A 23,943-nucleotide genomic window follows, 5' to 3' on the forward strand; every position below is an offset into this window, starting at 1 on the left:
ACTGCAAGATTTGGTTTGCTAAATAAATGCAATTTGAACAACCAAGGAATGGAATGTATGCCACACATCATAAAAGTAACACTCAAAAATTTTAAAAAATTCAAGCTATATGAACTTAATTTTGGCCCTGATAGAAATATTCTGATTGGAGATAATGAGGCTGGAAAAAGCTCAATATTAACAGCCATAGAGCTTACACTAAGCGAAGTAAGGCGAAAGTAGAGAGCTTTGGAATTGGAATGCTGATGTTGTTACAGAGTTTTTAGCGGGCGATAAAAAAATTGAAAAACTTCCTCATTTTTACATTGAACTATTCCTAAATGATACTGGCAACCATGACTTGAATGGTAGATGTAACAGTGAAGATAGCTCTGCCGATGTACTCCAATTAATCTGTGAGCCAAACGAAGATTTGAGTAAAGAAATAAGTCAAATACTGGAAACCGAAGGCAATAACTTTCTATTTGAATTTTACATCGCTAAGTTTATTTCATTTAGTGGTGAGGCATAGACTGGATATCGAAAGTTTTTGCGCTATTTATCCTTAGATAGCACTCAAATTAACAGTAAGTATGCAAACAGCCAATATATAAAATCAATGTATGAAGCTACTGTAGAGCAACCTCTGCGCTACAGTTTAAAGAATCAATATAGACAGCAAAAAACTACATTTAAGGACAATCACCTCAAAGGTATGTCTAAACTAATAAATCAAGTGGAAAATGCTCACGACAACCAAATAATAATTGCTACTCATAGCAGTTTGATATGTTCTAGGTTAGACCTGAGAAAATCAATTTTACTTAACAGCTCGGCCAATGTACCAGCTTCTCTTTCTGATTTGACTGATTGAACTGCAAAATTTCCCTAACCACAATATTCTAGAACTCGTTCTCTCTGAGAAAGTGATTTCATTCAAATCATAATATGTTAGCTAAGGCCTATAAATAGGGCTTTAGGCTAACTTTTATGTATCCCCCCCTTTCAAATCTATTCTAATAAGCTTGTTACGTTCTATTTATAAATTAATTAATAAATGGAATGTAACGATGCATACTGAATCATTAGATAATAAAAGAGTTATTACTCCTAATACACGCATGGCAGATCAACTAACACTGTCTATGGCCAAGAGTAATCTCGACAATGAATAGATTGTTCATATTATATTTAAAATGGTAGTATGTTTATGTAAAGAAGGTAATGTTGTGATAATTTTTAAAAATTAAGATCAAATCAACGAATTAATAGCTAATTAATTAAGAAAAGGATTTCATCATAAGTGAGAATTTTTATTTCAATTGAAAAGGGATAATTATGGGATTAAGTTGCCCGTGTAGTCGTAAATGACAGCTTAATTTTAGTGGAATATGCTAACAAAAAAATGGAGCAAGGTTCTCCTACTATACAGGCAATAAAGGAAGCGTGTAGAAGGCGTATCCGTCCTGTTTTATTAACCACTATAACGGCCTTTTGTGGTTTAGCGCCGATGGTTTTTGAAACATCAAGGCAAGCCCAGTTTGTTGTTCCTATGGCGGTTTCATTAGGTTTTGGCATTGTATTCACGACACTTGTTTGTTCGTATTACCGTCTCTGTATCTTGTGATTAATCAAGATGTCAAACTACAAAAATCTGAAGGAACAAACCTTTTACTCAATAAAGATCAAAGTACGGGCGACGGTATTAAGGGTAACGTTCTGTGCACGTGAACGGAAATTAGAGGAACTCTTTGAAGAGCTACTTATAATAGCTTTACTTGGATTGTTAAAGGGGTGGGGCTTATCGGGCAAGAATTAATGCAAGTTTCCCCCACATAGATGGGTATAATGACCCTTTAAGATGAAGTTAATTATTTTGTTAAGTTATTTAAAAGGTAAGTGAAATTTTGAAATTTTATCGTTTTTTTAGCGTTATTTTAATTAGTTTATTTTTTATAGTCTCAGTGCAAGCATCGAATATTGTAGAGCACGACTTTAAAAAATCTAAATCAATTTCAAATCAACAGTGCGTTTCATGCCATGAGAAGTCACAATATGATTGGCAACAATCCGATCATAGTAAAGCGATGGCCATTGCCGAAAAAACAACGATATTAGCTGACTTTAACAATAAACAGGTTGAGCATTACGGACAAAAAGCGCATTTTTTTATTAAAGATGATCGCTATCAAGTAACAATGTCCTACCATGATAAAGCCGATACATATCCAATTAGATATACCTTTGGTCATTTCCCGCTTCAACAATATTTAGTGGAGACTGAAAAAGGTAAGTTACATGTTTTACCGTTTGCTTGGGATGCAAGAAAAAAAGTAGATGGTGGCCAAAGGTGGTATCACAACTATAGTCATGAGGAAATAAGACCTGAAGACAGGTTGCATTGGCGTCAACCATTACAAAACTGGAATGGTATGTGTGCCGATTGTCATTCTGATGGCTTGGTTAGAAACTATGAGATGAAAGATAATAGTTTTAACACGCAGTTTGATAACATTAATGTTGGCTGTTTATCGTGCCATGGCGATATGACTGATCATTCAAAAAAAGCCGTAAAACGTAATGTTAGCGCTGATACTACCTCTTCTAAACATCCCACAGGGCAATGGTTAAGAAACCTTGGTGATAAAACGGCACATTGGCAAGGTGAAAAGCGTGATAATAAGTTTATGGATGGTTGTTTTGCTTGTCATTCATTACGTTCACCTTTAAACGATGGTATTAAGCCTAACACGCCGTTTTTAGATCAATTTAGCCCGCAGCTTTTATCATCACCCAATTATCATGCAGATGGTCAAATCAAAGAAGAAGTTTATGTCTATGGCTCATTTTTACAAAGTAAAATGTATACAGCTGGCGTTAATTGTATCGATTGCCACGACAAACACACCATGAAGTTAAAGATAGAAGGTAATGGATTATGCCTACAATGTCATGGCGGTGAGGTTTATAACGTAAAAGAACATCATCAGCATGATAACGATTCTAGCGGCGCACAGTGTGTCAATTGCCATATGCCTGACAATAGATATATGGGTGTTGATGACAGACGTGATCATAGCTTTAAAATTCCTCGTCCTGATATTTCTCAAGCGTTTAACACCCCGAATGCTTGTACAAAATGTCATGATGATAAATCTAATCAGTGGGCAAGTGAAAGTTTAGTGAAATGGCATGGTCAACCTAAGCCTATAACAACCAGTAAAGAATATTTGATGGTACTAAATTCAGGTCAAACGGTCAGTATTGCCCAACATTTATCGATAATTTCTGATGATAAACTCGATATCATTAGTAGAGCGACCGCCCTTCAATTACTGAGTTATACCACGCAAACAATAACCGCCGATGTTTTGGCGCCTTATCTAAGCCATTCTGAAGGGTTAATTAGGTTAAGTGCTGCGAATGTTGCTACATTATTGCCCCTTAAAGATAGGGTGAAATACCTCTCATTATTGTTACAAGATCAATACAAAGCAATAAGAGTCGCAGCGGCAAGGGGTTTGGTTACCAGTGAATTATTATCAACTGATAAGCCTCTGTTTGATAAAGCATTCAAAGCCTTAATTAATTCTAACCAAATTAATAGTTGGCGTGGTGAAGGGATAGCGAATCAAGGTGTTCTAGCAATTGAAATGAACAACATCAGTGCTGCAGAGAAATCATTTATAAATGCCATCAAAGTCGATCCGTATTTTGAAACAGGTTACATTAATTTAGCCGATATTTACCGTGCTCAACAAAAGCCATTTCAGGTAGCTTCTGTCTTGTCAAAAGGGATTAAAAACAATCCTAAATCAGCAGATTTACATTACGCTTATGGTTTATATTTTGTTCGTCAGAAAAAGATAGAAAAAGGAATAACCCTTTTTGAACAAGCAATGACATTAATGCCTGGTAACCCTCAATATGCTTATACGTATATTTTAGCGCTAGATGGTGCAGGGCAGGCTAATCAAGCTTTGGCAAAATTAAAAACGCTGATCATGAACTATCAAAACAATGGGCAACTAAAAGAGTTGGGCTTGTATCTATCGCAAAAATTAAATAATAGAAAAGACTATGATTACTTTAATTCTATTTAAGTTTGTTAAGCAAACATTAGACGTTTTAAAAATAAAGAAATATTATCAATTGAAATAATAAAAGGCCTTAATTGATTGCTCGACTAAGGCCTTTATGTTTTTATAAACAATATAATTAACATTGTTTAATTTCTATTGGTTCAACTTTACCTACTAGAAATAAGTAACTACTTAAACCAATTAAAGTAAGCATACCAATAAAGAGTAGTGCAGGTTTATAGTCACTACCTCCAACTAAGTAACCTATAATAATAGGAACAATCACACCTGATAAACCGCCGATAAAGTTACAGTAACCACCAATAAGACCGACCATGCGCTCAGATGCTAAACCATTGCAATATAGTATGAAATTTCACAGACAAAACTTCAGGTTCTTTCATCAAAAGTAAAATATAACAACCCCGAATTTACCAAAGAATATAAAAAGTTAGAGAAAATAGTTGAAAAGGAATGTTTAGAGACAATACCTGAAGACATCAGAGATGAATTTTAAGATTTACTTGCTCAGGATCAGGTAGATCCGGTTTATAAAGATATAGTTAAAACTGAAGACATTTTAGCAGCTCTAATCAAAGCAAATAACGAATTGAGATTCAATAATTTGGAGTTTTCTCACATCAAAGAAAACTTGGATAATAAGATCAACTCATCAAAACGCGATATGCTAGAGGTTGAATATCTTATAAAAATATTTTTAGAACCTTGTACTTCTTCTGTAGATCAATTAACGGATTTGGATGGGTAATTGATGCGGATTTAAGGATGTTTTATCTGCAATCACTTAATAGATAATAATTAAATGTAGTGAATGTCATTACATTTAATTTCTTTACAAAGTTGTATACACAATACAAAAGCAATTTATTCATTTCTAAGTGTTGTGTTCAATCAATGCTATTAACTAACTTCATTTTTTGATTGTGTAATAGTCTGAAAAAAATTGTTATATGCTAGGTTTTCGTCAGCTTTAGCATTTAAAGACTAAATTCTATTTAGTAGACTTAAAAGAACTTGCTGCCACAACCTTGTGATGAGTTCAAGACCATAGATTCACGCGATCCAACCCCCCATAGTGGCCTTGATGTCTTTACCAGACAAAATAAAGAACCTTAAATTTAAATGTCGAGACTGTAAACATGTATTACCCATAGTTGGAGTTGTCAATAGGGGTTTAACATTGGTTGCGCTACTATAGTTACGAGGGGAGCGATAATGAGTTTTTAAATTTATTATGCTCAGCCTAGATGCATGAGGGCCAATTAATATGCCATAACAACCTGACTCATCGGCAGGTTTTACAGCCATATTGGTAATGTTTTCTAGAACATACTCACGTTCAGCTTTGTCGTTATATCTAAAGGTGATAATTTTAATCTCATGCACGGATTCATAAAGTCTTGAACCAAAGTCTAGAGCTTTGTCAGCGAAGCCGATTATTCCTTATATGGTGAATCATGTGAAAGGCCAAGATATATCTACTGTTATTTATAAAAATGTCGTCATTTTGTTGAAAATATTTATAGACGTAGTAAATAATACAAAAGGCTGTTCGAAATACATACAATAAAATTCAAGAGCTTTAGCTAACTGTTAATTCATAAGTATTAAATGATTAACGTATTTAATTAAGATACACATAACTATCGACAATCCTGGATATAAGACCTATGACAAAAAATATGAAGGTTTTAATATTAAAATTTATTGTTATTGATTATATAAACATCATATGTTTAACTATGTTAGTTGTTCTGACTAAAAGATCAGGAATATCTACTGGTGAAAAGTAGTGATAACTAACAATAATTCAAATATCAAGGGGATATCAATCGATGCAAACTAAACATACAACTTTGTGGAAAAACACAGCAATCGCAATTGCTGTTGCGCAGTGCATTACTAGTGGAGCAGTTCATGCAGAAGAGCAAGGTAATAAAGCTAATGATGTAGAAATAATTACCGTTACGGGTATCAAAGCGAGTTTAAGTCAAAGCTTGAATCGCAAAAGAAACAGTGATGAACTTATCGACAGTATTGTGGCAGAAGACATCGGAAAATTTCCAGACACAAACGTGGCTGAATCATTACAACGAATTCCTGGTGTTGCTATTGATAGAGCCGGTGGCGAAGGTGCTCAAGTAAGTGTACGTGGCTTTGGTCCAGCCTTTAATTCAGTTTTAGTTGGTGGTCGTAGACTTGCAACCGATACTGCGGGCCGTAACTTTCGTTTTGATCTACTAGGTGCTGAACTGATTGGGGGGGTAGATGTTTATAAATCTGCACCTGCACATTTACAAGCAGGAGGGATTGGTTCAACAATCGACCTTCAGTTACAAAAACCTCTTAGTATTGGAAAAGAAAAAGCAATTATAAGTACAAGGGCGGTTTATGAAGACAACTCTGGTAGTGTCGCACCACAATTTTTTGGCTTGTACAGTAATGTTTTTGCAGATGGTAACATTGGTGCATTATTTTCTCTATCTTATCAAGAACGTCAATCTTCTCAAGATGCTGTTCACGCCGGTAACTTTATAAACGATACGGCAAGGTTTGAAATTAACGGCGCAGACGATGCGTCAGTGTTATTTGCTGATGGTGTAGGTAACGGAGTTGGACGATACAAAAATCAGCAACAACTTCGTTTTGCACGTGAAGAACAAGAACGTGACCGCATTGGTTTAACAGGTGTTCTTCAGTTTACACTATCTGACAATGCTCTTCTGACAGTAGACAGTTTGTATAGTAAGTTTGATATTTCCAACCAAACGACGCATATTTTTATGTTTAACGAGCGTGCTTCTTTTAATAATGCAGTAACTGACGAGAACAATATCCTTGTTAAATGGGATCAAATTGGCCGTCCTTTCCAAGCCGCAGTTGAAGACAATCGAGCATCCGAACTTTGGCAGGTGGGGGCTAATCTTGAGTGGGATATCAGCGATAACTTCGGCGCAGTTTTTGACCTATCATTATCAAAAGCTGAAGACGACTCGGCTGGTAAGGATTTCTTCTTTGTAGTTGCAGGCCCTGAAGCTGTTCAACGTTATGATTTCACTCAAGGTGGTGACTCACCTATATTCCAGAACTTTGAGTTTGAACTTTCGGATACAGATCTAAATGGTGACGGTGAAATTAACAACCTTGACCGGATTGTTGGAAATGAAATCCTTGCACCAGATCCAAATGATACCCATTCTTGGTTTGGTACTCGTGAAGGTCAAGGAAATACAGATGAGGTTTTTGAATTCCGCTCTGACTTTACTTGGTATGTTGATAAAGGGCCATTAGAAATAATCACTTTTGGTGGGTATTATGCTGAGCAAGAAAAAACTCGTTCAGAGGGCCGCACTCCAGGTGGTGGTGGTGGTGTTAGTAACGCTTACTTGCAATCGCAAATTCCTCTTCCTGCTAACTTGTTTACATTACAAAATAACTCAAATTTCCTTGATGGTACTAACACAACAGTTCTTTCTCAGTATCTTGAATATAACCCTGAAGAGATTATTGACTATTTAGAATCTCCTGAAGCACTTGCTCAACGCGATTCACTAAATGGATTAGCACCAGGAACAAGTGCTGCTCGATTAGGGTTTGATCCAGAAAATCCAAGAGCTGACGGTGGAGTAGGTTTTAACGCCATTGATTTGCCTAGGAATGGGTTTGTTATCGATGAAGAAATTATGGCGGTTTATGCAAACGCCAAATTTACTGCTGAGATTGCCGATATGAACCTTATCGTTAATACAGGCTTTCGTTATACGCAAACAGAAACAACATCCTCAGCCTTTGCTGAACCGTTTGCAACTATCTTCCCAGCACCAAGTAGAGAGGACATTTTGTTAAGCACAAGGCAACCAGCTCAGTCTATTTCTCAGACTGGAGATTATCATCATTTCCTTCCGTCTATTAGTGCTAAACTAAATATTACAGATGAAATTATATTGAGAACGTCTTACTCTAAATCTCTCACTCGCCCAAGCCTGACAGATCTTAACCCTGGTATTAACACTGCAGCAGAGTTACGACTTTCAGATTTGAGCGCTAGTTCTGGTAATCCTGATTTAGACCCATTCTTGTCTGATAACTATGATATTTCTGCAGAATACTACTTTGCAGATAGCTCCGTTATTAGCGTAGGATATTTCAAAAAGAATGTTTCGGCTTTTATTTCACGAGCAGAAGCAAGGGAAGGACTAACTCTACCTGCAGGAAATAGACTTGATGAGGTAACTGAAGATCGCACTGATATTGATGGTGATACTATTTTCTTAAACATTGAGCGTCCGCGTAATCTTAATTCGACAGTAGTTGATGGTATTGAGATATCGTTCCAGCATATCTTTGATAACTTACCAGGATTACTACAGCACGTTGGTGTGAGTGCAAACTTAACGTATGTTGATTCTGACGACAAAGTAGATGACAACAACATTGAATCTGCTGTTGCATTACCTGGTTTAGGTGATTCACAAAATTTTGTTCTATTCTACGATGATAGTGTGTTTGAAGCACGTATTGCTTACAACCAACGTGATCGATTCTTTAGTGGTCGTCAAGGATTAGAGCCTGTATTTACTGATGATTTTAGTCAACTAGATGCTCGTATCGCTTGGAATATCGGAGAGAACTATCAAGTATTTTTTGAAGGATCGAATTTAACTAATTCTTTTGTGAAAAGAGAAGGTAGAATTGATAGTCGCTTTGTTGGTATCGAAGATCCGGGCGCTCGATATGTACTTGGTGCAAGAGTTACTTTCTAGAAATACGCAACGAGTGTAACAATTGTTTGAGTTTAAGGCTCCTTATTGGTCAATGCCAGTCAGTTAAGCTGACTGGCATTTTTCTTTTTTAGGGGATACTTAGATGGTTTTGGCTTCACCCATCGGGTGATTTCTTCTATCTTTTCGTCTAGTTGGAACCTTAAATAAGACCAGTGTATTGGAGTGTTCCCTGGACTCATTATAGATACTGACGAGAAATACTGAATGACAGCCATCGAACTGCTGAGAAACTAAGCTGGTTAGGCCATATCTCTGTGACTGTCGCCGCCATCGTCATTATTCTTTGTATTAAATTATAGGCGAATAACACGCCCCATAGCTCCTCACGGACCATGTCTGGATGCTTACTTCTCAAATGGTATGAGCTATCAAGCATTGTCTGTTTGATTTCTCTAAACCCAAGTTCTATCTCCCAACGATGACAATATAATTCAACAATTTCATTACCTGGATAACGCAATCTATCCGTCATCGAGGTTAATATACGGTAGCTTTTGCCCTTTATTGTTTTACTGACTGATCTCGCTTTAATCATTTCAGGAACATATGGAACGTTTTTTTGTGCATGCTTGGTTGTTTTCAATTCAATGATATGATCATTTTTACCCGCGCTAGAGATGATTTCATACTGTAAGTCGGGCCTTGTTGGTATCAGCCAGTGCCTCATATTACCAGTTTGGTGCCAATTATTTAACAGGCCTAAATAATAATATCCTTTATCAAACATAGTCAGTGAATTATCTGGTGTACGTTCAATTAAACGCTCAGCTAATTTAATCTCGTTGGTTTTATAGTTATCAAACTCGCTACTTAGCTGTTGATGGCTGGTCAATTCCATATGACAGACCATGCGTATTTGAGGAAACGCTGCATCACCGTCTTGGTTGCTACCAGAAGAGAATGCTTTACGATTGTCAGGGGGGGCGGCTGTTCGCCACACAACACCGTCAACCACTAATAGATTCAAACCATTCCATGTTTCGAATGACTGTTGCTTATACATTGATTGAGCAGATTTGTTGAAAACGTGTTTAACGGAGTCATCACCTAACCTTTCCCTCGCTTGTACAATTGCACTTGGAGCAACGAGTTGTTTTTTGCCAGGTAACATGATGTCTAGCTTATTGGCGATATTTCAAACCGATTCTTTTCGAAATAGTGCCATGCTATAATTGACCATAAAACAGCCTAAAGCGGTAACCTTCGCTTACGAATGGTAGCAATCTCTGCTTGTTGAAAGCCTTGTTCAATTATTTCAGGGTCAAGAATTTCTGATAATTTTTGAAAGGTATGGTATCGGTTGCTTTCTTCAAGTGTTGCTTGCAGTGCATGTTCTATATTCACAAAAAAATCCGTAGTTCATTTCCTAACTACGGATTTTGCATGAGCGTTTGGATCGGTCAACAGGTCATTTTCTTAACTGATCGGCATTGACCTTAGTGGAGTCTTTTTTCTATTTAAATTTTAAGCCAATCAATAGTGTCATTATGTAAATGGGTAATTAGCCCCACATACCAATATTAATGAAGCCTTCGCATAATGACCTCAGAAAATTAACATGAGGTCATTTTTAATAAACAAAAAAATACAGCACTAGCAAAATATTTTTGAACAGTAACAACTTAGTGATTTAACAATCATTCAGTTTTGGTGGAATACAAAGGTTAACGTGTGTACTTTTTATGCTTGGCGTAAACTACTTTGAGATAAACCCAACCAATTAGACCTCAACATATGCCTCATTTGTTATCCGTGAGAAACCTTTAACACAATCTTCCATAATCAGAATTCGTAATTGCAGTGCCATGCCATGCATATCACCTTTAATTAACTTAACTGGTTTTGAAAAGTACCGCTTTCACTCCACTATATAAAAACTTTATGTGGACGCTCAGTAAGTAAAAGATTTTAACGTCCATTTGTATCTAAATCTCCCCTATAGCGCCATCTCATTTACGGCGGACTCTTACTTTAACGGGTAATATGCTGGTGGCTTCTATGAAAAGTGTCTTAGGTGCTTAGTAATTTAAAATTATTTTTTTATTCTATCGTTAACGTATTGTAAGCTGACCAATGAACCTGTGATAGAGTAGGTTGAATATCCAACCTTCTTCTATCAAAGTAGGACATCAATAGTTGACATTAGTCGTTGGAATAGCTTCAATAACGCATACTACGATTACTTTAATTATAATTAATTCTAATCAGAAGATTCGGAAGTGTTAACCTAGGATGGTCTTTAGGTTATTCATTAAGACCATATTAATGACAGCTACTTGTTTATAAGCAGAGGTTATCAGTATAAAAAATAATATGTATTACCAAGGGAATAACATAAAGGCTTTATTTAAAGCCTTTATGTTAAGAAATTAATATAAACGTTATTTAACTTCTATTTGTTCAACTTTACCTACTAAAAATAAGTAACTACTTAAACCAATTAAAGCAAGCATACCAATAAAGAGCAATGCAGGTTTGAAGTCACCACCTTCAACTAAGTAACCTATAATAATAGGAACAATCACACCTGATAAGCCACCGATAAAGTTAAAGCAACCACCAACAAGACCTACCATACGCTCAGGCGCTAATAATGAAACAAACACCCAAGTGATTGATGCTAGACCATTGCCAAAAAATGCTAGTGATAATAATGCAATAACAGCAAATTCACTTTCAACATAATTTGCACCCACTATACTGGTTGAAAGTAGCATTCCGGTAATAATTGGTGCTTTACGAGAGATTTCTTTAGATACACCTTTACGTACTAAAAAGTCTGAAAGTGTGCCAGAAATAAGCACACCAAAAAAAGCAAATATATAGGGAATAGAACCTAAGAATCCCGTTTTAAGTGTGCTAAATCCTTTAAACTCCATTAAGTACGTAGGAAACCAAGTTAAAAAGAATATTAACAAACCACCTAAACAGAATTGACCTATATAAATACCCCATAATTTTTTATGAGAAAAAGCTTCTTTTAAATTTTTCCATTCAAAAACAACAACTTCTTTTTTAGGTCGATCTTCTTTAGGCACTTCATTCACATCACTTGGATCGCGATAAACAAAATACCAGATAGCAGCCCAAACAATACCAATTAAACCTGAAATTATAAACAATCCTCTCCAGCCAAAGCTTGCTTGAATCATAAGAAGCACAGGCGTTAAAAAAGCTAAACCAATAAATTGACCAGAGGTATAAGCCGCAATTGCTGAAGCACGTTCTTCTTCACTAAACCATGCGGTTACAATTTTATTGTTTGCTGGATATGAAGGCGCTTCAAATACACCAATAGCCATTCGACAACCAATCAGTGCAGCAATACTACTCACAAAACCTTGAACTAGAGTCGCAAGTGACCATGCAGTTAATATAAAAGGATAGAGAATACGAGGCTTAACATAATCAACTAATATACCGCCGGGTATTTGCATTAATGCATACGTTACACCAAAAGCGGCAAATATATAGCCCATATGAACGGTAGTAAAACCAAGCTCCGCAGATAATAGTGGAGCAGCTACGGCCATGTTGCTTCTGTCCATGTAATTAATCACTACACTTAAAAAAATCAGTGTTAGTACTTTAAATCTTTCTTTAGATTTTTGATGACTTTTGTCGGTACTCATACGAGCTTCCTATAGGGAGATTGTTATTTTTTATTTAATAAAAAAGCATTCATGATGCTTAACATGAATGCCTAAGGCTAACGATTAACTATTTTTTGATACGGTTAACATCAACAAATAATGGACCTACGGGTAGCCTGTCCATTTTAATATAAGCGTGGAAATTACCTTCACCTTCAGGTAATTTAACGCGAGTAAAATTTACTTTCTTTTGTCCTTTTTTAACGGGTTTTTGTAAATGTACATTTTTATATTTTAAATGGGCAATACCGTCGCTTGTTAATTCAGGTAAATCATATGAAACGTTATAACGTCCTTTTTTACTGCGAACTTGCCAGTAACCCAATTGGTTATCTTCAATAACACGTGCCCCACCATAATCAAAACGAGAGATTACACGTGGCCCACCCCAATCAAAACGAGATAAGTTAACGTTTGGCTGTGCCTTAGTACCTAATGATATACGTTCAATACCTGCAGCATCGCGTTCTTCAGTGACTTCATCAAACCAGTTTTCGTAACGCTCTAACATTGCTTCTACAATATCAGGATGTTTAGAAGCAATATTAATACGTTCACTTGGATCATTTTCCATGTCGTAAAGCTCTAAGTTTTTAACCACATTTTTAAGGATATTATCGGTAGGTTGATGAACAATACCGTGAGGAAAGTTATGCGGGCTTACCAACTTATATTTTGGGGTTCTTAAGTTGAAATGCATATATTTAAAAGGGGTTGGTCCGTAATGCATTTGCACGAAGAAATCACGTTGCTCAAGGTTTTTAGTTTCACCTTTAGTCCATAGTGGTAATAACGACTGCCCGTCAATTTTAATGTTTTTTGGTACATCAACATCCGCAGCATCTAAAAGCGTTGGGAATAAATCAAGAATAGTCCCCATGTTTTTAGCTTGCTTTTGAGGTTCGATTTTACCTGGCCATTGCACATAAAATGGCACTTTGATACCCGCATCATATACACTGGTTTTAGTGCCACGTAAATTTGCTACCCAACGACCCGGAAAGTAATCATTTTTAGTTCTCCGGTGACGAGGGCCATTATCAGATAAGAAAAGAACAATGGTATTTTCTTCAAGCCCTAATTCTTTAAGTCTCGCAATTACACGGCCAACATTATAATCAATACTATCGATCATGCCGTAAACCAAAGCATTATCTTCATGAAGTCCTATTTTACGGTATGGCTCTGCTAATTTATCAGGAACCTGAAGAGGCAAATGAGGTAAGTTTGTCGCTAAATAAAGTAAAAATGGTTTACCGTCCTTTTTGGCCATAAAATCCATGGCAGCATCAGCAAAAATATCGTCACTGTAACCTTCGTATTTTTTAGATACATTATTGTGTTCAAGAATTGGGTTAAAGTAAGTGTTATTAGCTGGACCAGCCGCTTGACCAATACCTCCACCTTTATGCACTAAAGCTTCTTGGAAGCCTTGATCTGTTGGTCGCATTGGATGATTGTCACCTAAATGCCATTTACCAAAAATACCCGTTCTGTAGCCATTATCACTTAAAACTTCAGCTATAGTTATTTCAGTACCACGCATGAAGTGGTCAACTTGGGTTACCGCTGTAACACCTGTGCGATAAGGATAACGACCAGTTAAAAGACCGGCACGCGTTGCTGAACAATTTGGGTAGGTCATGAAATTAGTCATCTCAAGCCCTTGTTCACCAATGGCTTCAATATTAGGTGTTTTTAAATAGGGATTACCATGCGCGCCAATATCACCATATCCTTGGTCATCCGTCATCATTATCACAATATTGGGTTTATCTTTCGCATAGGATGCGGTTTGACTGAATGGGTTAACCACCAGCAAGGTAATTAAAAAAGTATATAAATATACGACTTTAATTAACGATATTTTATTATTAGTTGTTTTCATCTTTGGTTTTAAGTCCTAAAGTTAAATGGTATTGATATTGATACCAAACGGATTAACTAACTTGCGAAATAAAGCTTAATTTTATTATTGCTTGTTTTTTTATGAGTAATATTGAAATGTTTTTTAAATTCAGCGAGTAACTCGGTTACATCGCCCGTTTTAAACACGCCTATTACATTCGTTTTTTTCAATTTTTCGTCATTATCTAACTCAATTTTTAAGTCGGTATACCGGCCAATTTCATCTACCACATAGGCTAATGTTTCACCTCTAAAAATTAATTTACGTTCTTGCCAAGATAAAGAAGTAATAATATCGATAGGTGCCAATTTAACTACCTCTTTTGTTACAGTTGATTTTTTATCAATATCAAGATCAACTTTTTCACCTTTAGACACTGCTAAAGATGATTTAGGCAGTTTTATTTTATGGTTGGCGAGATCTGCTTTAAATTGATTAGTTGATTTGTTTTCAACTAATACCTTTCCTTCGGTAACAATAAGCTCGACAAGTTTCTTTGTTACTTCGACATTGAAAGAGGTTCCTACCGCTTGCATCATTTTACCGTTAGCTAACACACTTAATGGTCGTGATTTATCGTGTGCGACATCAATATGAATTTCACCTTGTTGCAGCTCTAACACCCTGACATTATTTGTATACTTCATATGTACAATGGTATTGGTGTTGAGTACCAAAACACTATCGTCGGGTAATGTTATGGTGTCAATTTCACCGGTTTTAGTTTGATATGTAGACTCGATGGGCTTTATCGCTATAACGTTATGATTGGTGTTAAATAAATCAGCTACGTTATAAAACGTTAATGTAAAAGCTAAAATTAACGAAGCGGCAAGAGAGCCCCAAACGATTGATGATTTTTTTCGTTTCACCTGATTTTGAGGGAAAATATCAGACAATCGTTCTAAATCATCCATTTTGTCCCACATTTTTGCTGTTTTAAGCATTTGCGTTAAATGCGCTGGCTTTTCGTATAACCATGCTTGGAATTGACTTGTTTCACTTTTTGACAAGCCACGATCAATTTTTGCAATCCAGTCACATGCATCTTCAAGGACTTTTTCCTCACTAAAGCGCATAGGCTTTAGAACATGTATATTATTCATACTAACCTCTGCTTCCATTTATTTTTAGTTGAATTTCATCGCTTTTATTTGATAATAAATCATCTTGCTGAACCATCATCATGCAACGCATGGTTCCTGACGAGATGTGTTTCTCAACTGTGCTTACGCTAATATTCATACTTTTTGCAATTTCTTTTTGTGTGTATCCGTAAACTTTTTTAAGAACAAAAACTTTTCTGCATTGCGTGGGTAATTGCCTAATCGCTTCACAAAAATTCGAAAATTCTTCATTGGTTATTACATCGTTTAAAACTGGGTCGTTATGCTTATTTTCGATAAGCTGTTCAAGTTCATCCCAATCAACTTTATTGTCGACTAGCCTAGTGCCCGCTCTTTTTTGATAGTCCAAAGCTAAATTTTTAGCTGTAGTAAACATAAATGATTTTTTTGATGATATTTTCTCAACGTTTTTTGCCTGACAAATACGTACATAAGTCTCTTGTACTACATCTTCAATTTCATGAGGTGGCACAATAGAAGCAACTATACGGCTGAGACTATCTTTTGAGGCAAGGTACAGTTTAGTAAATGTATTATTTTTTTGATTATTAATAGCGATTCTCACTTTTTAATACTTCATCTACGTAGCTTTCATAAAGTAACTAGACGATTGATGACAAAAAATCCGCCATTACTTTTTATGTTTTTTGATATTATCAATTTTAACATAGTAAGTTATTTTTGATATGATGTTTGTGTTTTTGTGATAATGTAAGTGAATTTTTTTAATCTATAAAAATAAATAAATTTATGTATTTTTTGTTTATTTTCTATTTAAATCAGGAGATTAATTAATTTATGATGTTATTAAAAAGTTTTGAATCTGGTTTGGTTTTAGTCAAACTATGGCGGAAAAATAGATCTCGATCGTCTTTTATCCCAGTACATCAAAAAAATGTACTGATGGAATGGACGAAAATTGGAAATTATATCCTTGTTTTATTTTTAGCTATGACTTTTTTTAATGAAGCTACTGCGACAGAGAACACAAAGAAATTAGCTTTCAACATTCCAAAACAATGGGCTTTCTCATCGTTGATTAATTTTGCAGAACAAGCTGATATTACTTTTATGTTTCCGATGGATAAAATTGAAAATATAAAAACCAATACAGTTGTTGGTAGGTACAGTTCAACTAAAGCATTAGAGCTGTTACTTAATGGCACAAGTCTCAAAATGATTTTTGATGAGGAAGGACAAATATCTATTTTATTAGGTCCAAGTTTTGAGAGAGAAGATATGTTCAATAATAAAAAAAGCAAAGTTGCAGGCGCTATATTATCTGTATTAAGTTCAGTTAACAGTGCGCAAACTCTAGCAGATGAAAATTCAAATAATACAACAAAAAATAATGAGGAAATTGAAGTAATATCGGTTACCGGTATTAGGCAAAGTTTAACAGCTGTTGCGGACTACAAAAAAAATAGTAATTTTATACAAGACAGTATCGTTTCTGAGGATATAGGTAAGTTTCCTGATTCAAATGTAGCCGAATCATTACAACGTATTTCAGGTGTATCAGTTGATCGAAGTGGCGGTGAAGGACAAAAAATAACGGTTCGTGGCTTTGGTCCTGAATTTAATACGGTATTAGTTAATGGTCGTCGTATGGCGTCTGATGCTGAAGGTAGAGCATTCAATTTTGATTTGATTTCTTCTGAACTGATGGGCAGCGTTGACGTATTTAAAACATCAAGTGTTGCTTTACAAGAAGGGGGGATTGGCTCAACCATTAATTTAAAAACACAACGCCCATTAGATATTGGCAAATTCAAAGCTGTGGTTAGTGCTAAAGGTTCGTACGAAGATAAAACTGGCGATGTTACGCCTAACCTTTTCGGTTTTATCAGTAATACTTTTGCTGACGATACTCTTGGTGTTTTATTTTCAATTTCACATCAAGAGCGTAAAGCAACGTTAGATTCATCTATAACATCATGGTCTGCAGATTCACAACGTTTTGACCCATGGGATATTGGTAACGATGATTTATGGCGTTTTGCTGATGGCGCAGGAAATGGTGTTGGCAGTTATATTTACCAACGACAACATAACTTTATGCGAACAGAAGAAGACAGAAAACGCACAGGTTATACCGGTACAGTACAGTATGAAATGACTGATAATCTGCACCTGACGGTAGATGGAATGTATACGGATTTTGATATTTCAACACAAGCAATTTCAAGAATTTCCCATCGGAATAAAAACGACCTTCATAATATGAAAGTCGATGAAAACAATGTTGTTACTAGCTACGATATGATTGAAGGACCAATGAATATTTTCCAAGCAAGAAACCGTCCTGCATCAGCAAGTCAGTTTGGCGCAAATTTAGAATGGAATATCACCGATCAATTCACAGCAAACTTCGATGTATCACAATCAAAATCTGAAAATCCAGCAGCCGGTAAAGATTATTATGTCGTTGTCAGAGCGAGTGATAAGTTACAGCGTATTGATAATAGCCAAGGTACTGATGCCCCCTTGTTAACTAATTTCAATTTTACCCCTTCAACGGTTGATCTAAATGGTGACGGTGAAGTAAACCAATTTGATTATACATTAGGTGCCCCAGTAACGATTGCTGATGTTAACGATCAAAATTCGTGGTTTACTCAACGTGAGGGCTTTACTTTTGAAGATGATATTACTGAAGCAAAAGTTGACTTTAGTTATGAGTTAGATAATGAATACCTAACACTTGTAAGCTTTGGTGCTATCGGCTCATCACAAGAAAAAACACGGATTAATATGCGCTCACCTAATCCACAGTTTTATCGTCTGCCCACACAAATTCCATTACCTGCTTCACTCTTTACTTCAGTCAATCGTGATAATTTCTTAAGTGCAGCTAATGGCGATTTTGCTAATGATTCTGTGCAATTTGACCCTGAAGCTATTTTTGATTATTACGGACAAGCAAGCACGTTAGCAATGCGTGACCAATTAGGTGGTTTAGCACCGGGTACATCGGCTGCACAATTTACTGATATTTCGGGTTATGATGCGCAAGTTGATCCCTCACGTGGTTATAACGTAAAAGAAGATATTTTTTCTGCTTATGTAAACGCGATGTTTGAGTTTGAAATATCCGATATGCCACTAATTATTAATGCTGGCGTACGTTATACCGACACAAAAGTTGACTCTACCGGAGCTAACCGTGTGTTTAAAGATTTAGCGCCAGCGGGGAATACTGGCGATGTATTGGTCAGCACCTTAGGTACAGCTGAAAACGTCACCGTAGGAGCTGATTACAGTAAAATACTGCCTAGCATAAACGCTAAATTAGATGTCACAGATGAAATTGTTCTACGTGCTGCCTATTCAGAAACGTTAACGCGTCCTGATATGACGTTTCTTAACCCAGCACCAGCATTTCCACAGCAAATTCGTTTATCAAGCTTAGAAGCGACAGCAGGTAACCCTGACTTAGACCCTTTTGTATCTAAAAACTACGATTTATCTTTCGAGTGGTATTACAGTGATAGTAGTTATTTAACGGTTGGTTACTTTAGAAAAGATATCGATGGTTTTATTGTTAGTGGTAAAGCGAGAGAGCCTATCACGCTAGCAGAACCTAATAGTTTAGATCTTATTACGGAAGATAGAACAAATATTGAAGGAAACACTGTTTATTTTGATATTACCCGTCCACGTAATTTAGAAGAAACCACAGTCGATGGTTTTGAAATTGGTTTCCAGCATACCTTTGATTCACTGCCAGAACCATTCAATTACTTTGGTGTGACTGCAAACTTAACGTTTGTCGATGCAAAAGATGAATTTGATGTCAATGTTGTTGATAATAATATTGCAATGCCTGGTTTAGGTGATTCTCAGAACCTTGTTATTTTCTATGATGATACCAAAATTGAAGCACGTATTGCTTATAATAATCGTGAAGAGTACTTCGCTCGCTTCCAAGGTGTTGAACCATGGTTTACCGAGCAATACGATCAATTAGATGCAAGAATTGCTTATAATTTTAATAAAGACTTACAAGTATTTATTGAAGGTACCAACTTAACAGATTCATTTACCAGACAACACGGTCGATACGAATCACAGTTTTTATCTTTAGAATCGAGTGGCCCTAGATATTCATTTGGTGTTAGAGCTAGCTTTTAATATTTTTTAATAACCATCTATAGCTTATAAAAGCAGAGATTATATCTCTGCTTTTTATTCAATTATTCATAATATATAGGAATTTATTAATGCCTAGTTTGATAACAAAAAGTGTTGTGACAGTACTTTGTTTTATTGGTTTAAGTGCCTGTAACAATAATGGCGTAAACAATGAAGCACTAAATAAAAATGTTGAAAAGAAAAAACCTAATATTCTTTTTATCGCCATTGATGATCTTCGTCCGGAACTGGGTAGTTATGGCTCCGACATCGCAATTAGTCCTAATTTAGACCGTATTGCTGCGGCAGGGTTGCAGTTTAACAAAGCGTATACCCAGCAACCCATTTGTGGTCCATCTCGTGCGAGTTTGATGACAGGAGGACGACCTGATTCGATTGGTGTTACACGCAACAAAACCTATTTTAGAGACCTTAACCCCAATATTATAACTTTACCCCAACATTTTCGTGAAAATGGTTACGAAACTGCTTTTGCTGGAAAAATTTATCATGACTCTGATAAACGTATGGTCGATGCGGCTCATTCTTGGAGTAAAATGAAGCCGGCTAAAATGCCAAAAAGAACAATAGAGTTATTTGATGGCTTTGCATTAAAAGAAAATCAAGATGTTACTCGTCAAGCGCGAGCTGATTTATATAAAAATTATGGCGAATCATCTATATCAGGTGTAAGAAGTTTAGCAAAAGGGCCTGCATTTGAAAGTGCTGATGTGCCAGATAATGCTTACGATGACGGTTACAATACCGATGTTGCCATTGAAATGATGAAAGAAATGGCCGCTAATCCCGACAAGCCATTTTTTTTAGCACTGGGTATGAAAAAGCCGCATTTAAACTGGGTTGCTCCTAAAAAATATTGGGATATGTATGATCCTGAAGATATTAAACTATCTACTCAAACAGAAGCACCTGAAGGTTCATCGACATTAGGGTTGCATCCGTCATTTGAACTACGTGTTAGACACGGAATTCCTAAAATGGGCCCGTTAGGAGATGACTTATCGGTTAAATTAAAACATGCCTATTTAGCTTGTATTAGTTATGTTGATGCGCAAATTGGCCGAATTGTCGGCGAACTAGAAAAAGCAGGTTTACGTGAAAACACCATCATTATTGTTTGGAGTGACCATGGTTGGCATTTAGGTGAAATGGGCACTTGGGGTAAAGCAACTAACTACGAAATCGCTACACGTGTGCCCTTAATGATTTGGACACCTGATATGCCAGATATAAATCGTGGTGTACAAACAGAAGCGCTGGTCGAATTAGTGGATATATATCCAACGCTTGCTGAGTTAGCCGGTTTAACATTACCTAAACATTTAGACGGACAAAGTTTTGCTCCTTTACTGGATAATCCTGAACGCGAATGGAAGCAAGCAGCATTTAGCCAATTTCCTACACCAGCGTTGCGAGAGTGGGCGTCTGTTGCATTAAAGCCTGCAATGCGAAATACATACTTTGGGGATTTAATTAAAGTGATGGAAGGTCGTATTAAAGAAGATCCTAAAGTTGAATGGAACCGAGAGTTGTTAGAGGAATATGTTATGGGATACGCAATGCGTACCCAGCGTTATAGATTGATTGCGTGGAAAGATGTGAGGGATTTAGATAAAGCACCTATTGATGTTGAGCTATACGATCATAATGTTGACCCGACAGAAACTAAAAATATTGCAGCTGAACACCCTAAACTTGTTGAGCAATTATTAGTTCAATTAAAAGCGGGTGGACAGGTAATTTAGCAAAAATTAATTAATCTTTGATACTGGGGCATTTTAAAACCTAAAATGCTCTGTATAGCCACTAAGCTATAATTTAACAAACAATCATTAGTTATTGGTAATTACCCAGGACAGCAATATATTGTTGTTGGAAATTGATGCGTTAGTATTAATGGTCATAATGATTTAATCAGTACACATTTCGATTTGAAAAAACTCAACATACATTCAAATTATAAAGGGTCGATAAAATTCAAATAATATTATATTGAGCTAGGGGTAACTTACGGTATCTATTCCCTGTTGCTGCAAATATAGCATTGCAAATAGCAGGTGCAATAGGAGGTACACCCGGTTCTCCAACACCACCTGGTGGTTCATGACTTGGAAGTATCTCAACTTCAATCGGAGGTACTTCATTCATTCTTACTAACCGATAACTGTCAAAATTACTTTGCTCAATCACTCCGTCTTTTGCAGTAATTTCACCAAATAAAGTTAATGAAAGCCCAAATACTGCAGCACCTTCCATTTGAGAAATAACACGTTCTGGGTTAACGATAGTGCCGCAATCAGCACTCATCCATATCTTTTCTATTTTCACATGGCCTTGAGGGTTTTTAGAAACCTCAACGACACAACCCACATATGAGGTAAAGCTTCGATGAACGGCAATACCCATGCCGTTGCCATTTTCTTTAACGGGTGTGAACTCAGCCATATCGGCAACTTTATTCAATGCTTGTTTTAATCTTGCAGTATCGATAGGGTATTCTTTAAGTTTTTCGCCATAATTTCCGTATTTAGCTTTCTCTTTGTTAACATTGATATGCCTATCACTACCAAGTAGCGTTAGTAAGCTCTGTTTAGGGTTTTCTTTTCTGGCGTGAGCAATTTCATCAGCAAACGAACACACGGCAAATGCTTGGTTAATATTTGTTACAGATCGCATCCAACCAATACGCGTGTGTGCGTCGGCTTTACCTGCGGTGCATTTGATATTGGCAATATCATATGGCATATCAATCATGCCTAAACTACCTTCAAAATTAATAACTTTCGCTTTAGCATTAAAGGTAGATCCAATCGGTGGTAATGCTGTTTTGTGTAGCCATGAAGTTACTTGGCTATTTTGATCGAATCCTGCCTCAAGTTTATGATAACTTACCGCATGATAATAACCATTTTGAATCTCATCTTCACGTGTCCACAGTACTTTAACTGGTAATGCTAGTTGCTTAGAGATAATGGCAGCTTCAGCGACAAAGTCGGGTTTTGATTTTCTGCCAAATCCACCCCCTAATAAAGTGACATTAATAAATACTTTTTCAGGTGCTAGTCCTACGGCTTTTGCAACCGTACCTTGAGCCGATTGCGGTGTTTGGGTGCAAGCCCAAGCTTCAAGAATTCCATCATGATAATGAGCCGTTGCCGCTGGAGGTTCCATCGGTGCATGAACTAATTCTGGAACATAATATTCTGCTTTTAATATTGATGATGCGTTGGCTAAAGCTGCAGTTGTATCGCCTTTATCTCGTAGAATTTTTTTAGGTGAATCGCAGCTTTCTTTTAGCATGGCTTTATATTCTGAAGAATTGTAAGAGCTATGGTGACTTACATCCCATTCTATTTTTAAGGCTTCTCTACCTTTAATGGCTGCCCATGTGTTTGTTGCAATAACAGCAATACCACCGAGAGGTTTGAATCCTACTGGGTCTTTAATGTCTTCAAGTTGAATAACCTTAATAACGCCTTTAATTTTTATTGCTTGGCTGTCATCAAAGCTTTTAACTTTACTGGCTAGTACCGGAGGTCGGGCGATAACCACATAGACCATGTTTTCTAGTTCAACATCAAAGCCATATATTGCTTTACCCGTAGCAATGTCCTGTCCATCAACAAGCTTTACATTACTTTTACCAATGAACTTAAAATCCGCTTTATTTTTTAATACTATATCTTTAGGCTCTGGCACAGGTAATGTTGACGCTATAGCGACTAATTCACCAAACCCAACCGATTTTTGTGATTTCTGGTGAATAATTTTTCCATCGATTGCTTTACATTCACCAACAGGAACTTTCCATAACTGTGCCGCGGCCTGTTCTAGCATTATACGAGCTGAAGCGCCTGCTTCTCTTAAAGGTTTATAAAAATTGCGAATTGATCGAGAACCATCGGTATTTTGACTACCGTATTTTTTATCACCAAGCCCCTGAACAACTTTGATTTGTTGCCAATCAGCTTCAAGCTCATCTGCAACAATCATTGGAATGCTTGTACGGATCCCTTGACCCATCTCTGAACGGTGAACGATGATTGAAACAATATTATTACTATTGACTTCAACATAAACATTGGGAATGAATTTTTCAGGATTTTCTTCAGCGGCAAAAACTTTGGGTAATAAAGATAAACCCGGTAAATTAACACTTAACACCAGTGCAGATGATGAAATACCTAATGCCTTTAAAAATTTGCGGCGACTAACATTGTTGATAGTTTGCAT

General features: G+C 36.4%; 15 protein-coding genes and 1 pseudogene. 7 read left to right on the forward strand and 9 right to left on the reverse strand.

Annotation, left to right across the window (positions count from 1 at the left end):
* Positions 1–57: 57 nt before the first annotated feature.
* From Q5N69_RS09735 to Q5N69_RS09745, 3 genes are all read left to right on the forward strand, one after another.
* On the forward strand, positions 58–222 hold the full coding sequence (locus Q5N69_RS09735; protein ID WP_304368709.1) for an AAA family ATPase: 165 nt from the start codon (positions 58–60) through the stop codon (positions 220–222).
* A 1,162-nt stretch (positions 223–1,384) separates the two neighbouring features.
* A complete protein-coding gene (locus Q5N69_RS09740; protein ID WP_304368759.1) occupies positions 1,385–1,606 on the forward strand; it encodes an efflux RND transporter permease subunit in 222 nt (73 codons plus the stop codon).
* Between the two features lie 280 nt (positions 1,607–1,886).
* The gene (locus tag Q5N69_RS09745) at positions 1,887–4,082 is read left to right on the forward strand and encodes a multiheme c-type cytochrome (protein ID WP_304368710.1); all 2,196 of its coding nucleotides are present in this window, start codon (positions 1,887–1,889) and stop codon (positions 4,080–4,082) included.
* Positions 4,083–4,197: 115 nt separating this feature from the next.
* Here Q5N69_RS09745 and Q5N69_RS09750 read toward each other — a convergent pair whose 3' ends face one another.
* Complete coding sequence (locus Q5N69_RS09750) at positions 4,198–4,398, reverse strand: hypothetical protein (RefSeq protein WP_304368711.1); 201 nt, start codon at positions 4,396–4,398, stop codon at positions 4,198–4,200.
* Between the two features lie 36 nt (positions 4,399–4,434).
* On the opposite strand from Q5N69_RS09750, the pseudogene Q5N69_RS18370 reads away from it, so the two are divergent.
* Positions 4,435–4,830: pseudogene (locus tag Q5N69_RS18370) on the forward strand (YfbR-like 5'-deoxynucleotidase).
* Positions 4,831–5,135: 305 nt separating this feature from the next.
* Here the strand turns inward: Q5N69_RS18370 and Q5N69_RS09755 are convergent.
* Positions 5,136–5,468 (reverse strand): circularly permuted type 2 ATP-grasp protein, encoded by a 333-nt coding sequence (locus Q5N69_RS09755; RefSeq protein WP_304368712.1) that lies wholly within the window; start codon positions 5,466–5,468, stop codon positions 5,136–5,138.
* Positions 5,469–5,917: 449 nt separating this feature from the next.
* Here Q5N69_RS09755 and Q5N69_RS09760 point away from each other — a divergent pair, with 449 nt between their 5' ends.
* A complete protein-coding gene (locus Q5N69_RS09760) occupies positions 5,918–8,845 on the forward strand; it encodes a TonB-dependent receptor (protein ID WP_304368713.1) in 2,928 nt (975 codons plus the stop codon).
* A 199-nt stretch (positions 8,846–9,044) separates the two neighbouring features.
* Here Q5N69_RS09760 and Q5N69_RS09765 read toward each other — a convergent pair whose 3' ends face one another.
* The 6 genes from Q5N69_RS09765 to Q5N69_RS09790 form a co-directional block, all read right to left on the reverse strand.
* A complete protein-coding gene (locus Q5N69_RS09765; protein ID WP_304368714.1) occupies positions 9,045–9,977 on the reverse strand; it encodes an IS4 family transposase in 933 nt (310 codons plus the stop codon).
* 77 nt (positions 9,978–10,054) lie between these two features.
* Positions 10,055–10,210, reverse strand: a complete 156-nt coding sequence (locus Q5N69_RS09770) for a hypothetical protein (RefSeq protein WP_304368715.1) — start codon at positions 10,208–10,210, stop codon at positions 10,055–10,057.
* Positions 10,211–11,247: 1,037 nt separating this feature from the next.
* Positions 11,248–12,498, reverse strand: coding sequence for an MFS transporter (locus tag Q5N69_RS09775; protein ID WP_304368716.1), 1,251 nt, complete (start codon positions 12,496–12,498; stop codon positions 11,248–11,250).
* An 88-nt stretch (positions 12,499–12,586) separates the two neighbouring features.
* Entirely contained in the window at positions 12,587–14,407 is a 1,821-nt protein-coding gene (locus Q5N69_RS09780; protein WP_304368717.1) for an arylsulfatase, read from the reverse strand.
* 56 nt (positions 14,408–14,463) lie between these two features.
* Positions 14,464–15,534, reverse strand: coding sequence for a FecR family protein (locus tag Q5N69_RS09785; RefSeq protein WP_304368718.1), 1,071 nt, complete (start codon positions 15,532–15,534; stop codon positions 14,464–14,466).
* Between the two features lies 1 nt (position 15,535).
* A complete protein-coding gene (locus Q5N69_RS09790) occupies positions 15,536–16,120 on the reverse strand; it encodes an RNA polymerase sigma factor (protein WP_304368719.1) in 585 nt (194 codons plus the stop codon).
* Between the two features lie 233 nt (positions 16,121–16,353).
* Between Q5N69_RS09790 and Q5N69_RS09795 the strand changes: the two genes are divergently transcribed.
* Both Q5N69_RS09795 and Q5N69_RS09800 read left to right on the forward strand, forming a co-directional pair.
* Positions 16,354–19,689, forward strand: a complete 3,336-nt coding sequence (locus tag Q5N69_RS09795; RefSeq protein WP_304368720.1) for a TonB-dependent receptor — start codon at positions 16,354–16,356, stop codon at positions 19,687–19,689.
* Positions 19,690–19,778: 89 nt separating this feature from the next.
* Positions 19,779–21,455, forward strand: a complete 1,677-nt coding sequence (locus tag Q5N69_RS09800; RefSeq protein ID WP_304368721.1) for a sulfatase — start codon at positions 19,779–19,781, stop codon at positions 21,453–21,455.
* Between the two features lie 232 nt (positions 21,456–21,687).
* Here Q5N69_RS09800 and Q5N69_RS09805 read toward each other — a convergent pair whose 3' ends face one another.
* Positions 21,688–23,943, reverse strand: a complete 2,256-nt coding sequence (locus tag Q5N69_RS09805) for a xanthine dehydrogenase family protein molybdopterin-binding subunit (RefSeq protein WP_304368723.1) — start codon at positions 23,941–23,943, stop codon at positions 21,688–21,690.

The organism is Pseudocolwellia sp. AS88, assembly GCF_030551755.1.
GTDB lineage: Bacteria > Pseudomonadota > Gammaproteobacteria > Enterobacterales > Alteromonadaceae > Pseudocolwellia.